The organism is Nocardioides potassii, from assembly GCF_021648885.1.
Classification (GTDB): Bacteria; Actinomycetota; Actinomycetes; order Propionibacteriales; family Nocardioidaceae; genus Nocardioides; species Nocardioides potassii.
Map to the genome: position 1 here is coordinate 38677 of NZ_JAKJHZ010000009.1, position 14383 is coordinate 53059.

A 14383-nucleotide genomic window follows, 5' to 3' on the forward strand; every position below is an offset into this window, starting at 1 on the left:
GGGAGCGGAGCGGCCCCTCCGGCTCAGCTGGCGACCCGGTCCGCGCTGAGCTCGAAGCGGAGCCCGCGGCCGCGGTGGGTGGTGATCAGCGTCGGGTTGCGCGGGTCGTCGTCGAGCTTGCGACGCAGCCAGCCGAGGTGCACGTCGATGGTCTTGGAGTTGGTGTAGAACGAGGTCTGCCACACGTCCGCCATCAGCTCGCCACGGGTCACGATGTCACCGGGGCGCGCCATCAGCGCCTGCAGGAGCTGGAACTCCTTGCGGCTCAGTCGGATCTCGCGGTCGCCCCGCCACACCTGTCGTGTGCCCGGGTCCAGTCGCACGTCTTGCACAGCCAACACGTGGCTGAAGGTAAGGATCCGGCACCCGTCGGGGTGGCCTAATGAGCGAAAAATGACCAACTGGTCTGGTCCACCTGCCGAGCGTGGGAGACGCCTCGGACGAGCGTGGGCGACGGGTGGGCGACGGGTGGGCGACGGGTGGGCGACGGGTGGGCGAAGGGTGGGCGACGGGTGGGCGGAGCGTCAGCGACGGCGTACGGCGACCGGCTCGACGAGGCCGAAGCCCCGGACCGGACGGGCCGGGAGCCGCCTGCTCTCCCACTCCGTGGACGGCAGCAGGTCGGCGGTGGCCTGGTCGACGATGAGCCGGTTGCGGCGCGCCACCTGCGTCAGCCGCGCGGCCAGGTTGACCGGCGGGCCGAAGATGTCGCCGAGGCGCTGGATCACCGGTCCGCTCGCCAGCCCGAGGCGGACGTCGGGCATCTTCGAGTCGCGGCCGATGACGTTGATGATCCCCTCCGCGACCGCGATGCCGTCCTCGGCGCCGCCGGTGACGAACAGGACCGAGTCGCCGAGGCTCTTGATGATCCGGCCGGCGTAGCGGGCGACCACGTCCTGGCAGCGGCTCTCGAACACCTCGACCAGGTCGCCGATCTCCTCGCGGTCGAGGGTGTTGGACAGCGCGGTGAACGACACCAGGTCCGCGAAGCCCACCGTCACGTCGATCGTGTGGAGGTCCTCGTCCTTGGCGCCCATCGCCTCGATGCGGCCGACGGCCGCGGCGAGGTGGCGGCGCCAGGCGTAGATGAGCAGCGCCTCGAAGGGCGGGTTCACCTCGTTGATCAGGCGCAGCGCCGACCCGATGCGCGACCCGGTCGCCTCGTCGCTCGCCTCCATCTCCTCGACGCGGCTGACGAGGGTGGAGACCTCCCAGTCGGCGAGCCGGGCCATCGTCTGCCCGACGCCGCGGGTCAGGTTGACCGCCATGTCGAAGTCGACCGCGCCGGCGTCGACGAACCCCATCAGGGTCGAGACGGCCTCCACGTCGGCGGCCGTGTAGGCCTTCTCGCCGACGAACTCGGGGAAGCCGAGCGCGCGCCACAACCGGCGGGTCTCGTCGATCGTCACGCCTGTCTCGGCAGCCACCTCGAGCGCGTTGAAGCGCGGCTTGCTGCGCAGGATCGCCTGGTCGAGCTGCTCCCCCGGCCGGGCCGTGGGAGCAGACGACCCCTTGCGGGCCTTGCCCTTCCTCGGCCGCTCAGGTGCCATCGTCGCGGCGGTCACCGCCGGCGAGGCGATGGAGCTCGTCGGAGACCTGGAGCTGGACCTTCTCCACGTTCGGGATGTCGTGCAGCTCGACCTGGCCGTCGGTGCTCGCGTCGGAGACCACGAGCGTGCCGCACCCGAAGATCCGGTCGATCACGCCGATCTCGAAGTCGACGCCGCTGATCCGGTTGAGCGGGATCGTGCGGCCCTCCTTGGCGATGAAGCCGGAGCGCTTGATGAACCGGCGGTTGGTGAAGGTGTACGTCGTGGTGAGCCACCGCAGGAACGGGCCCGCCACGAACCACACCACGACCGCGAGGAACAGGATCCACACCACCAGGGAGCCCACCGAGCCGTCGATCACCCGGTCGAGGAAGATCGCCGCGGCCAGCGCCACGAGGACGACGAGACCCGGCAGGATCAGCGCCTTGACGTGCGTCCGGGTGGAGACGACGACGGTCTCGCCCTCGTTGAGGAGCTTGGTCGGAAAGGCCACGTCGCGATCATGTCACTACGCGGGGCGCACGTGCACCACGTCACCGGCCGCCACCGTGAGCGTGCCGTCGTCGGTGCCCACCACGAGCGCCCCGGTCGCGTCGATGTCGAGCGCCTCGCCACGTCGTACGTCGCCCGCGGGCAGGTGCACGTCGACCGTGCGCCCGAGCGTGACGCAGGCGTCGGCGTAGGCGGTGCGCAGGGACGCGGTGTCGTCGAGGAGACCCTGCAGGCCGTGGAGCGAGCCGAGCACCTGGTTGAGCAGGCCGGTGCGCTCCACGGGCTCGCCGGTCTCGAGCGCGACCGACGTGGCGAGCGCGATCGGGAGCTCGTCGAGCGTCTGGTCGACGTTGATCCCCACACCGACGACGGCGAGCGGCCCCGACGGGCTCTCGATCCGCTCGACGAGGATCCCCGCGACCTTGCGGCCCGCGCCGAGGTCGCCCCCGTCGACCAGCACGTCGTTGGGCCACTTCAGCGCGACGTCGGGCAGCCGGTCGCCGAGCGCGGCCTGGACGGCGTACCCCGTGAGCAGCGGCAGCCACGACCACGACTCCGGTGGCACGTCGGGGCGCAGCAGGACGGAGAAGGTGAGCGACGACCGGGGCGGCGTCTCCCACGTGCGGTCGAGGCGGCCGCGCCCCGCGGTCTGGTGCTCGGTGACGAGGACCAGGCCCGGCTCCTCCCCGGCGCGGGCTCGTGCCGCCACCGCGGCGTTGGTCGACGGGGTCGCCTCCTCCACCTCGACGCGCCAGCCGGCGGGCGGGACCAGGCGCCCGGGGTCGAGGGGTGGGCGCGGTGCCGGTGCGTCGGTCATGGCACTACATTGCCGGATGGACCACTGACCAGACTCCAGGAGGCCGCCGCGTGAGTGCACAGCCGGGCGAGGGAACCGAGGTTCCCGACCAGATCGACCTTCACACGACCGAGGGCAAGCTGGCCGACCTCGAGCGGCGCCTCGACGAGGCGGTGCACGCCGGGTCCGCCAAGGCCATCGAGAAGCAGCACGCCAAGGGCCGCAAGACAGCCCGGGAGCGGATCGAGATGCTCTTCGACGAGGGCACCTTCGTCGAGCTCGACGAGCTGGCGCGGCACCGCTCGACGGCGTTCGGCCTGGAGAAGACGCGGCCCTACGGGGATGGCGTCGTCACCGGCTACGGCGAGGTCGACGGCCGGATGGTCTGCGTCTTCAGCCAGGACTTCACCGTCTTCGGCGGCTCGCTGGGCGAGGTCTACGGCGAGAAGATCACCAAGGTCATGGACCTCGCGATCAAGACCGGCTGCCCGATCATCGGCATCAACGAGGGCGCGGGCGCCCGCATCCAGGAGGGTGTCGTGAGCCTCGGGCTCTACGGCGAGATCTTCCGGCGCAACGTCCACGCCTCCGGCGTCATCCCGCAGATCAGCCTGATCATGGGCAACTGCGCCGGCGGCCACGTCTACTCCCCCGCCGTCACCGACTTCACCGTGATGGTCGACCAGACCTCGGCGATGTTCATCACCGGCCCCGACGTCATCAAGACGGTCACCGGCGAGGACGTCACGATGGAGGACCTCGGCGGCGCGCGGACGCACAACACCAAGTCGGGCAACGCCCACTACATGGCCTCCGACGAGGAGGACGCCATCGACTACGTCAAGGCGATGCTGTCCTACCTCCCGCAGAACAACCTGGACCCGGCCCCCGAGCTCGACGAGGTGCCGGACATGGAGGTCACCGACACCGACCGGGCGCTCGACACCCTCATCCCGGACGGCGCCAACCAGCCCTACGACATGCACGACGTGATCACCGCCGTGCTCGACGACGAGGACTTCCTCGAGGTCCAGGAGCTCTTCGCCCCCAACATCATCGTCGGCTTCGGCCGCGTGGAGGGGCGTTCGGTCGGCGTCGTGGCCAACCAGCCGATGCAGTTCGCCGGCACCCTCGACATCGACGCCTCCGAGAAGGCCGCCCGGTTCGTGCGGTTCTGCGACGCCTTCAACATCCCGGTCCTGACGTTCGTCGACGTGCCGGGCTTCCTGCCCGGCACCGACCAGGAGTGGCAGGGGATCATCCGCCGCGGCGCGAAGCTGATCTACGCCTACGCCGAGGCCACCGTCCCGCTCATCACGGTGATCACCCGCAAGGCCTACGGAGGGGCGTACGACGTCATGGGCTCCAAGCACCTCGGCGCCGACATCAACGTCGCCTGGCCCACCGCCCAGATCGCCGTCATGGGCGCGCAGGGCGCGGCCAACATCGTGCACCGCAAGACCCTCCAGGCCGTGCAGGACGAGGGCGGCGACGTCGAGGCGAAGCGCGCGGAGCTGATCGACGAGTACGAGACCACGCTCGCCAACCCCTACATCGCCGCCGAGCGCGGCTACGTCGACGCCGTCATCGCGCCGCACGAGACCCGCATCGAGATCATCCGCTCGCTGCGCCTGCTCCGCTCCAAGCGCGAGACCCTCCCGGCCAAGAAGCACGGGAACATCCCGCTCTGATGGGCGACGTCGAGAAGCCCCTGCTGCGGGTCCTCAACGCCGACGCGACGCCGGAGGAGGTCGCGGCGCTCGTCGCGGTGTTCTCCGCCCTCGGCTCGACGGACGTCGAGGCCCCGAGGCGCCCGCGACCCGCGTGGAACGCACCCGCCCGGCTCGTGCGCCGTACCCACAGGCATGGCGAGGGCGGCTGGCGGGCGAGCGGCCTGCCGCGCTGAGTCGACTACTCCGGAACGGCTGTCGAGCTGTCGCGGGTGACCCGCGACAGCACCCCGAAGGCACTGCCCAGGAAGGAGCGAAGCAGGTGCACCTGCAGCTCGGCGGACGCGCCCTCGAGGGCGGCCACGTCCAGCACCAGGCACCGCCCGGCGGTGGCACCGTGGACGTCGGCGGTGTGGACGCCGCCCAACGCCAGCGCTGACTCACCGAAGGTCGCGCCCGGCCCGATGGAAGCCAGGCGACGTCGAGCCCCGCCGGCGGTCGGGACACTGACCACCACGTCCCCCGCCAGCAACAGGTGCACGCGCTGGGCCGGGGTACCGGCCTCCACCAGCTGCTCGTCCGGCACGAAGTCGTGCACCCGGGTGATGCCCTCGAGCTCCTCGCGCAGGGGCTGGGGAAGACCTCCCACGAGTGGGTGGTCGCCCGGGCCCAGGACGACCGGGGCGTGCTCCTTGCCCAGCAGCTTGTCCTCGCACCACTCGCGCGCGGCGTCGGGGTCGTGGAAGAGGCGCGCGCCGATGGCGGCCGCGGTGACGTCGTGGGCGCCTGCCACCACCAGCTCACCACCGCTGCGGCTGAGCTGGCGCGCCAGCTCGGCCAGCACCTGCGCGGCGGCGGCGTCGATGGTCTGGGCCCGGTGCAGGTCGAGCAGCACGAGTCGTCGTCCCGGCGCCAGCGCCTCGCGGCTCACGGCCTCCGCGCCCGCGAAGAGGAGGTCGCCGCCAGCCTCGACCACGATGCAGCGCTCGGAGGCCGCCGCGAGGTCGCCGCGCTGCTCGGCCGGGCGCTGACGGGCGGACGGGGTCTCGGACAGCAGGCGTACGCGGATCGCAGCACGCTGGGTCCGGCCCGTGTTGACGAAGTGGAGCCGCAGGTCGCGCGCGAGCTGGTTGAAGACGGCGACGCCCCGCACGCTGTTGCCGACGGCGTCGAGGCGCGGGGAGAACACCGCCACCCCCAGCTGGCCCGGCATGACACCGATGACCCCGCCACCGACGCCGCTCTTGGCCGGGATGCCGACGTTGACCAGCCACTCGCCTGCGGCGTCGTACATGCCGCACGTGGTCATCACGGACAGCACCTGGGTCACCAGTGCGTCCGGAACGGCCCGCGCACCGGTCAGCGGGTTGAGCCCGCGCCCGGCCAGGGTCGCTGCCATGACCGCGAGGTCACGGCAGGTCACCTCGACCGAGCACGCTCGGAAGTAGACGTCCAGCGCCCGCTCGGGGTCGCCGTCGAGCGACCCGACCGCACGCAGCATGTGCCCGATCGCCCGGTTGCGGTGCCCCGTCTCCTGCTCCGCTGCGAACACCTCCTCGTCGACCTCGAGCCGCCGTCCCGCCCAGACCCCCAGGGACTCGACCAGGCGCTCGGCCGGGTCGCCGCTCTCGCCGCCGTCGACGAGCCCTGCTGCCGCGATGGCGCCCGCGTTGATCATCGGGTTGCGGGGACGTCCCGCCGAGTCGAGGCTGATGGAGTTGAAGGCGTCGCCGCTGGGCTCGACGCCGATGCGGCGTCGCACCTCGGGCAGGCCCCGGTCGGCCAGGGCGAGGGCGTAGGTGAACGGCTTCGAGATGGACTGGATCGTGAACGGCGCGTCGCTGTCCCCGACCGCGTAGACCTGCCCGTCGACGGTCACGACGCAGATCCCGAACGGCTCCGGGTCGGCCGCGGCGAGCGGCGGGATGTAGTCGGCGACGGCACCGTCCTTCAACCCGCTGAACGTGCGGTGCACGCGCCGGAGGTACGTCTCGACGGGAAGTGTCGTCGTGACCTGGTCCATGGGGCCTCCCACCTCGCGGCCATTCGGGTCGTCTCTGGAGACATGGTCCCAGCGCCGAGCGACGACGCGCCCGCGCGCTCATCAGGCGGTCGGAGGCCGGGACTAGGGTCGGCCGGGTGACTTCCACCCGCACCATCGACGCCCTCTGCAACGCCTACGTCGAGGACTACTGCGCCCTCGACCCGCTGACCGCGACCTCGATCGGGGTGGCCGGCCACGAGCACGAGATGACCGACTACTCCCCCGCCGGGTTCGACGCGCGTGAGGCGCTGGCGCGCGAGGTGGTGGCGGCCGTCGAGGCCGCGACGCCGGTCGACGACCGCGAGGCGGCCGCCCAGGACGCGTTCCTCGAGCGCACCCGCCTCGAGATCGCGCTCGAGGACGCGGGCGTCAACCGCTCGCGGATGTCGGTGCTGTGGAGCCCGCTCCACGAGATCCGGGGCGTCTTCGACCTGATGCCGACCGAGGGCGAGGAGGCGGTCGCCGCGATCGCGTCGCGGCTCGAGGCCGTCCCGGCCGCGCTCGAGGGCCTCCGGGTGACGCTGTCCGACGAGGCGCGCAAGGGCAACGTCGTCGCCGCGCGACAGTACGCCGAGGTGGCCGAGCAGGTGCGCCGCTGGACCGGGCAGGTGGGCGACGCCGGCGACTTCTACCTCGGCCTGGTCGACCGGCTCGACGGCGGCGACCCCGCCCACCTCCGGGCGCTGGCGGGCGCGGCGAGCGCCGCCACGGCGTCGTTCGGCCTCTTCCTCACCGACGAGCTCGAGCCGCAGGGCAAGGAGAAGGAGGGGGTGGGCCGCGAGGTCTACGGCCTCGCGAGCCGCTACTTCCTCGGCGCCGAGGTCGACCTCGACGAGACCTACGCCTGGGGCTGGACCGAGCTGCAGCGGCTGTCCGACCTGATGCACGCCACGGCCGACCGGATCCTGCCGGGCGCCGACGTCGACGCCGCGGTCGCGCACCTCGACGCCGACCCCGAGCGGGTCGTCCACGGACGCGAGGCGTTCCGCGACTGGATGCAGCAGCTGGCCGACCGCACGATCGAGGCGATGGCGGGCGTGCACTTCGACATCCCCGAGCCCATCCGCCGGATCGAGTGCATGCTCGCGCCCACCAACGACGGCGGCATCTACTACACCGGCCCGTCGGAGGACTTCGAGCGGCCCGGCCGGATGTGGTGGTCGGTGCCCGACGGGATCGAGGACTTCCACCCGTGGCGCGAGGTCACGACCGTCTACCACGAGGGCGTCCCGGGCCATCACCTCCAGGTCGCGCAGACGGCCTACCGCAGCGACACCCTCAACCGCTGGCAACGCCTGATGTGCTGGTGCAGCGGCCACGGCGAGGGCTGGGCTCTCTACGCCGAGCGGCTGATGGAGGAGCTCGGCTTCCTCGACGACCCCGCCGACCTGCTCGGCATGCTCGACGGCCAGTCGCTGCGCGCCACCCGGGTGATCGTCGACATCGGCATGCACCTCGAGCTGACCATCCCCGAGGACAACCGCCTCGGTCCCGGCGGCACCGCCTTCCACCCCGGTGAGACCTGGACGCCCGAGCTCGGGCTGGAGTTCATGCGGCTGCACTGCCGGATGGACGACGAGTTCATCCAGTTCGAGGTCAAGCGCTACCTCGGCCTGCCCGGCCAGGCGCCGTCCTACAAGGTCGGCGAGCGCATCTGGCTCGAGGCCAGGGAGGCCGTCCAGCGGCGGCAGGGGGACGACTTCGACCTCAAGGCCTTCCACCGCGCCGCGCTCGATCTCGGCTCGCTCGGGCTCGACCCGCTGCGGACGGCGCTGGAGCGGCTGTGAGCACCCCGCTCGTCCTCGCCTCCGCCTCCCCCGCCCGTCGTACGACGTTGCGGGCGGCCGGCATCGAGCCGATCGTCGTCGTGAGCGGGGTCGACGAGTCCCAGGTGGCCGACCTGCCCCCGGCGGAGCTCGCGCTCCAGCTGGCCGAGCTCAAGTGCGCGGCCGTCGTCGACCGTGACGAGGTTCCCTCCGACGCGCTCGTCCTGGGCTGCGACTCCGTGCTCGAGCTCGACGGCGAGGCCCTCGGCAAGCCGCACGACCCCGACGAGGCGGCCCGCCGGTGGCGCTCGATGCGGGGCCGCTCGGGCGTGCTGCACAGCGGCCACTGCCTGCGCGACGTGCCGAGCGGACGGGTCGCCGCCGCGACGGGGTCGACGACCGTGCACTTCGCCGACGTCACCGACGAGGAGATCGACGCCTATGTCGCCACCGGCGAGCCGCTGGAGGTCGCGGGCGCCTTCACCATCGACGGCGTCGGCGGTGCCTTCATCACCGGGATCGACGGCGACCACCACAACGTGGTCGGCGTGAGCCTGCCGCTCCTGCGCGAGCTGGTCCTCGAGCTCGGACACGCGTGGCCGAGCCTGTGGACCACGACGTGACCCGATAGCATCCCGAGCGTGGGTGGCGGGGTGACTGGCGGGGTGCAGGCCCGACCTGTCGCCGACCCCGACAACCGGTACGGCGTCCGCGACGAGCGGCTCCTGACCGGCGCGACGGTCATCACCGCGGTCCGCACCATCGCCTCCGTGGTGCTCTCCGCCGTCGCCGCGCACCAGCAGAGCCTCGAGCTGCTCGTCGCCGCCCTCGCCGTCTACTGGGTCGGCGACATGCTCGACGGCTTCTACGCCCGCCTGCGCGACTGCGAGACCCGCATCGGGGCGGTGCTCGACATCATGAGCGACCGGCTCAACGCGGGCGCGTTCTACATCGGCCTCGCCTGGCTGCAGCCCGAGCTGTCACCGGCGATCTTCGTCTACCTCGCCGAGTTCATGGTGATCGACTGCTTCCTGTCGATCGCGTTCCTCGCCTGGCCGGTGCGCAGCCCCAACTACTTCTTCGTCGTCGACCGCCCGATCTGGCTCTGGAACTGGTCGAAGCCGGCCAAGGCGATCAACAGCGCGCTGTTCGCGGTGCTCCTGCTGGTCACCGGCTGGATGTGGGTCGGGCTGGTGATCGCCTCGGCCCTGCTCGTGCTCAAGTGCGTGTCCCTCCAGCGGCTCGTACGGATCGGGCTGCCCGTCCCCGGGACCGCGGGTTGATGCTCTTCTGGAGCGTCTTCGGCGCCTCGATCGCCTCGGCGCTGCTGCCGCTGATCAACATCGAGGCCATCCTCGCGGTCTCGGTCAGCCAGGCACCGGAGCACGTGTGGGGCCTGCTGATCGCGGCGACGGTCGGGCAGATGGTCGGCAAGATCCTCTGGTACTGGGGCGGCATGCACGTCGACCGCGCCCCGTGGGTCCACCGGCAGCTGCAGAAGCCGAAGGCCAAGGCGTCCCTCGACCGGTGGCACGAGCGGGCCGAGGGGCGTCCGTGGTTCACGGCGGGACTGCTCTTCTTCTCCGCGGCCGTCGGCTTCCCGCCGTACGCCATCACGGCCGTGCTGGCGGGCATCCTGCGCGTGCCGTTCGGGATCTTCTTCATGACCGGCCTGCTGGGTCGCGGACTGCGGTTCTGGGCCGTGGTGTTCGGGACCTCGTCCCTCCTCCACCTCTTCTGACCGCCGCCCGCACCCGGGTGGGCTACTCCGCCGCGGACCACGCCTGTCGCAGGCTGACGCGGCCGCCGGTCTGCAGCAGCGCCCGGCGGTAGAGCTTCTCCCCCACCCACACGGTCACCGCGGCGAACGCGGCCAGCAGGCCGAGCGCGACGAGCGGCTCCCACCACTCCACGCCGCCGGCGAGGATGCGCTTGGGCATCACCACCGCCGAGACCGGCGGGACGAAGGACGCGATCACCTGGGCACGGCCGTCGAGCGACAGCCCGCCGAAGAACATCACCAGCATCAGCATCGTCAGCGGCGTCGACGTCGCCTGGAGGTCCTCCGTGCGTGACGCGAGCGACCCCGCCACGGCCCACAGGCAGGCGAGGGCGACGAAGCCCGCCAGGAAGAAGCCGATGAACCAGGCAGTCGGACCGGACAGTGCCGGCAGGTAGGACTTGTAGGAGGTGAACGACATCCCGACGAGGCCCACGACCAGGTAGACCAGCAGCTGGATCACCGCCAGCGCGGTGTTGCCGAGCACCTTGCCGGCGAGGAGGTGCCGCAGCGGGATGGCGGCCGCGATGATCTCCACGATGCGGCTCTGCTTCTCCTCGATGACCGACGAGGCGAGCTGCATGCCGAAGATCAGGGCGGCGAAGTAGAACAGGAAGACGAAGGCGAATCCCACGACCTCGGCCACGGCGGCGCGCTCCGCGTCCCCGCGCAGGAAGCTCGTCGTCACCGAGCTGCCCGCCTCGAGCGCATCGACCGACGTGCCGGCGTCCGCGGCGTTCCGGGCGAGCACCTGCTGGCGTACGACGGCCTCCGTCACGTCGGTGAGCGAGTCCTGCTCGCTCGACTCCGACGTCAGCTGCCAGCCGTCACCGTCCTCGGCCGGGTGCAGCCAGGCGTCCACGTCGTCCTCGCGCAGCGCGGCCCTCGCGGCGGCGTCGTCGTCGAGCTCGACCACGGCGACCCTCACCTTGTCGTCGACCGCCGACGCACCGTCCTTGACCGCGGTCGCCATCGCGACGGCGTCGGGCGTCGCGCCGAGGGTGACGTCGTCGGTCTTCTCGTCCTGCCAGGCGGTGAACCCGAGGAAGCCGACGATCATCACCACCATCAGCGCGGTGCCGATCAGGAACGACTTGTCGGTGATCCGCGAGACCACCTCGCGGCGGGTGACGAGCAGCCAGGCGGGCTCGTCGGTGCGGTCGGTGCGGTCGGTGCTGGTGTCGGTGCTCATGCCGTGGCCTCCCGGTAGATCTCGCTGAGCGCCGGGCGGACCCGGACGAACTCGTGGACGGCGCCGCGGCGCGTGGCCTCGGCGACGAGGTGCTGCTCGGCCCCGTCCTCGCGCACCTCGACGAGCGCCGTGGTGCCGTCGAGGTCGAGGACGTCGAGCCCGGACTGGTCACGCACCCAGCCGGCGTCGCCGCCGAGGACGAGGCGGAAGCGCGGCACCCCCGCGTCGCGCAGCTCCGCCACGGTCCCGGCGGCGACCCGGCGGCCCTGGGCCAGCACGACGAGGCGGTCGCACAGGCGCTCGACCAGGTCGAGCTGGTGGCTGGAGAAGAGGACGGGGACCCCGTCGCGGGTGTGCTCGCGCAGCAGGTCGACCATCGAGTCGACGGCCACCGGGTCGAGCCCCGAGAACGGCTCGTCGAGGATCAGCGCGGCCGGTCGCGGCAGAACGGACGCGATGATCTGCACGCGCTGCTGGTTGCCCAGCGACAGCTTCTCCAGGTGGTCCTTGGTCCGCTCGCCGAGCCCGAACCGCTCCAGCAGCTCCTGCACCCCGGCCCGCGCCTCGGTCCGCCCCATGCCCTTGAGCTGGGCGACGTACACGAGCTGGTCGAGGATGGGTTGCTTCGGGTAGAGGCCGCGCTCCTCGGGCATGTAGCCGAAGGTGCGGCGGTCGAGGCGGGTGATCGGGCTGCCTCGCCACAGGACCTCGCCCTCGTCGATCCCGAGCACGCCCATGACCATCCGCATGGTCGTGGTCTTGCCGGCGCCGTTCGCGCCCACGAAGCCGGTCATCTGCCCGGCCGGTACCTCGAACGACACGTGGTCCACGGCGGTGGCGTCACCGAACCGTCTGGTCAGCTCCCGAATCTCCAGCATGCCCCGACGCTAGGGGTCTGGCGCGACGGGCGGATCCGTCGCGCGGATGGATCAGTCCTCCGCCGGGAGGATGAGACCGGCCTCGTACGCGTAGATCACCGCCTGCACGCGGTCACGCAGGTGGAGCTTGGCGAGCACGTTGGACACGTGGGTCTTGACCGTTGCCTCACCGAGGACGAGCTCGGCGGCGATCTCGGCGTTGGACAGCCCGCGGCCGAGCAGGACGAGCACCTCCCGCTCACGCGCCGTGAGGTGGCGCAGCGCCTCCGGCTCGGGCCGCTCGACGCGGTCGCCCCGGTCGTCGTCCTTCCCCGCCATCCGGCCGATCACCCGCCGCGTCACCTCCGGGGCGAGGAGCGCGTGACCGCGCCCGGCAGCACGTACGGCGTCGAGGAGCTGCTCCGGTCCGGCGTTCTTCAGCAGGAAGCCGCTTGCGCCCGCCCGGAGGGCGTCGAAGAGGTAGTCGTCGCGGTCGAAGGTCGTCACGATGACGACGTGCCCGAGGTCGTCGGCGACGAGGTGCCCGGTGGCCTCGATGCCGTCCATCCGCGGCATCTGGACGTCCATCAGCACCACGTCGGGACGCGTCGCGCGTGCCTGCTCGATCGCCTCCAGGCCGTCGGCCGCCTCGCCGACGACCTCGATGTCGTCCTCGACCGACAGCACCATGGCGAAGCCCGAGCGCACCATGGCGTGGTCGTCGACGAGCAGCACCCTGAGTCGATCCATCGGCGGGTCGGTCATCCGCCGGCCCCCAGCGGGTAGCGGACACGCACCCGGTAGCCACCGGTGACGCGCGGGCCGATGTCGACCTGGCCCTCGTGGCCGGCCGCACGCTCGCGGATCCCCAGCTGGCCCAGTCCGCTGCCCGACGTGCCGCGACGAGGACGACCGTTGTCGACCACCTCCACCTCGGCGTACGCGCGCTCGTCCACGCGGACGACGACCGAGACGGTGTCGGCCGTCGAGTGCCGCCGGACGTTGGTCAGCGCCTCCTGGACCGTGCGGTAGACCGCGAGACCGATGCCCCGCGGCAGCCTCGCCACCGCGCCGTCCTGCTCCTCGACCACGTCCAGGGTCACGGCCAGGCCCTGCCCGTCGACCTCGGCGACCAGGCTCGCGAGGTCGGACACGCCCGCCTCGCTCGTACGCGCCCGGCTGCCGTCCTCGGCGTCCTCCCCCACCCCCTCGCGCAGGGCACCGAGCAGCCGCCGCATCTGGGTGACGGCATCGCGCGAGGCCTCCTCGACGTTGGCGAGGGCCGTACGCGCGGCGTCGGGGTCGCGGTCCAGGACCCGGCGCGCGGCCCCCGCCTGGATGCCCATCGCCGAGACGCCGTGAGCGACGACGTCGTGCAGGTCGCGGGCGATCCGCAGGCGCTCGTCGATCACCGCCTGCTCCCGCAGCCGGCCTGCTTGGGCGGCGATCGTGGCCGCCTGGTCCTGCAGGCGGGCGCGCTGCCGCGCGGCGCGCCACGAGACGCCACCGCCCGCGATCGCGCCGCCGAAGTAGATCGCGTTGACGAGGAGCGTGATCGCGATCGCCGCCGTCACGGGTGGGAAGAACCCGACGTCGGTGGAGAGGTCCTCCTCGTCCAGCCAGTCCTGCACCGCCGAGCCGAGGGTGAACTGCCAGGTGAGCCAGGCGAACATGAAAAGCACGATCGAGCTCACCACGACGACCATCGCCCGGCGGTCGCGCGCCCACGCGACGCCGGACAGGAGCGCGACGAAGTAGACGATCTGCAGGGAGACCTGCGCCATCACCTGCGGCATGGTCACGCCGGCGACGAACATGTGCAGCGCCGCCAGCAGCGCCACCGTCAGCGGCCACCTGCGCCGCCCGAGGAGCAGCACCGAACCGGTCGACACCGCCAGCCACTCCGCCCAGACCGGGGCGTCGACGCCGTCCAGCCCGCCCGAGCTGCGCACCAGCTCCAGCGCCAGCAGGCTGACCGCCTCGACGCTCGCCGCCAGCACGACGTCCTGCCGCCCGATCGCGGGGCGCGGCCGCTCCCACACGTCGTCCACGCCCAGCCAAGCGCCCAGCCACGTCAGGACGCGCTCGACCGGGGACGACATGGGGCGAGGGTAGATCGGTGCGTCCCTCTCCGGATCCGTCGGGAGGCGGAGATGGTGGGCACCGGCTGTCGGCGTCCTCAGCGTGGTTGGAGTGATCGAGCTGCCGGAGCAGACCACTGATCGTCCACAGAAGA

The 14383-nt window shown here is 72.0% G+C and carries 15 protein-coding genes; 6 read left to right on the top strand and 9 right to left on the bottom strand.

What is annotated here, in order from left to right; genetic code table 11:
- Positions 1 to 23: 23 nt before the first annotated feature.
- The 4 genes from L2K70_RS13950 to L2K70_RS13965 form a co-directional block, all read right to left on the bottom strand.
- A complete protein-coding gene (locus tag L2K70_RS13950) occupies positions 24 to 341 on the bottom strand; it encodes a winged helix-turn-helix domain-containing protein (protein WP_236402783.1) in 318 nt (105 codons plus the stop codon).
- A gap of 183 nt (positions 342 to 524) precedes the next feature.
- Positions 525 to 1550, bottom strand: a complete 1026-nt coding sequence (locus L2K70_RS13955; RefSeq protein WP_236402784.1) for an adenylate/guanylate cyclase domain-containing protein — start codon at positions 1548 to 1550, stop codon at positions 525 to 527.
- Complete coding sequence (locus L2K70_RS21720) at positions 1540 to 2043, bottom strand: PH domain-containing protein (protein ID WP_236402785.1); 504 nt, start codon at positions 2041 to 2043, stop codon at positions 1540 to 1542. Before L2K70_RS21720 ends, L2K70_RS13955 begins: the two co-directional genes overlap by 11 nt.
- A 15-nt stretch (positions 2044 to 2058) precedes the next feature.
- Entirely contained in the window at positions 2059 to 2859 is an 801-nt protein-coding gene (locus L2K70_RS13965; protein WP_236402786.1) for a biotin--[acetyl-CoA-carboxylase] ligase, read from the bottom strand.
- A 50-nt stretch (positions 2860 to 2909) separates the two neighbouring features.
- Here L2K70_RS13965 and L2K70_RS13970 point away from each other — a divergent pair, with 50 nt between their 5' ends.
- On the top strand, positions 2910 to 4529 hold the full coding sequence (locus L2K70_RS13970) for an acyl-CoA carboxylase subunit beta (RefSeq protein ID WP_236402787.1): 1620 nt from the start codon (positions 2910 to 2912) through the stop codon (positions 4527 to 4529).
- Positions 4529 to 4744: an acyl-CoA carboxylase subunit epsilon gene (locus tag L2K70_RS13975; RefSeq protein ID WP_236402788.1), complete on the top strand. Its 216-nt coding sequence runs from the start codon at positions 4529 to 4531 to the stop codon at positions 4742 to 4744. Before L2K70_RS13970 ends, L2K70_RS13975 begins: the two co-directional genes overlap by 1 nt.
- A gap of 5 nt (positions 4745 to 4749) precedes the next feature.
- On the opposite strand, the gene glsA is transcribed toward L2K70_RS13975, so the two are convergent.
- Positions 4750 to 6531: a glutaminase A gene (gene glsA / locus L2K70_RS13980; protein WP_236402789.1), complete on the bottom strand. Its 1782-nt coding sequence runs from the start codon at positions 6529 to 6531 to the stop codon at positions 4750 to 4752.
- 116 nt (positions 6532 to 6647) lie between these two features.
- Between glsA and L2K70_RS13985 the strand changes: the two genes are divergently transcribed.
- From L2K70_RS13985 to L2K70_RS14000, 4 genes are read left to right on the top strand one after another with little or no spacing between them, the layout of a single operon-like run.
- A complete protein-coding gene (locus L2K70_RS13985) occupies positions 6648 to 8339 on the top strand; it encodes a DUF885 domain-containing protein (protein WP_236402790.1) in 1692 nt (563 codons plus the stop codon).
- Positions 8336 to 8941, top strand: coding sequence for a Maf family protein (locus L2K70_RS13990; protein ID WP_236402791.1), 606 nt, complete (start codon positions 8336 to 8338; stop codon positions 8939 to 8941). The genes L2K70_RS13985 and L2K70_RS13990 overlap by 4 nt, the downstream gene beginning before the upstream one ends.
- Before the next feature lie 18 nt (positions 8942 to 8959).
- Positions 8960 to 9601, top strand: a complete 642-nt coding sequence (locus L2K70_RS13995; protein WP_236402792.1) for a CDP-alcohol phosphatidyltransferase family protein — start codon at positions 8960 to 8962, stop codon at positions 9599 to 9601.
- A complete protein-coding gene (locus tag L2K70_RS14000; RefSeq protein WP_236402793.1) occupies positions 9601 to 10059 on the top strand; it encodes a VTT domain-containing protein in 459 nt (152 codons plus the stop codon). Before L2K70_RS13995 ends, L2K70_RS14000 begins: the two co-directional genes overlap by 1 nt.
- 22 nt (positions 10060 to 10081) lie before the next feature.
- Here L2K70_RS14000 and L2K70_RS14005 read toward each other — a convergent pair whose 3' ends face one another.
- From L2K70_RS14005 to L2K70_RS14020, 4 genes are read right to left on the bottom strand one after another with little or no spacing between them, the layout of a single operon-like run.
- Entirely contained in the window at positions 10082 to 11290 is a 1209-nt protein-coding gene (locus tag L2K70_RS14005; protein WP_236402794.1) for an ABC transporter permease, read from the bottom strand.
- Positions 11287 to 12168, bottom strand: a complete 882-nt coding sequence (locus tag L2K70_RS14010; RefSeq protein ID WP_236402795.1) for an ABC transporter ATP-binding protein — start codon at positions 12166 to 12168, stop codon at positions 11287 to 11289. The genes L2K70_RS14005 and L2K70_RS14010 overlap by 4 nt, the downstream gene beginning before the upstream one ends.
- A 51-nt stretch (positions 12169 to 12219) precedes the next feature.
- The gene (locus L2K70_RS14015) at positions 12220 to 12897 is read right to left on the bottom strand and encodes a response regulator (RefSeq protein ID WP_236402796.1); all 678 of its coding nucleotides are present in this window, start codon (positions 12895 to 12897) and stop codon (positions 12220 to 12222) included.
- 11 nt (positions 12898 to 12908) lie between these two features.
- Positions 12909 to 14249: a sensor histidine kinase gene (locus tag L2K70_RS14020; protein ID WP_236402797.1), complete on the bottom strand. Its 1341-nt coding sequence runs from the start codon at positions 14247 to 14249 to the stop codon at positions 12909 to 12911.
- Between the last annotated feature and the right edge of the window lie 134 nt (positions 14250 to 14383).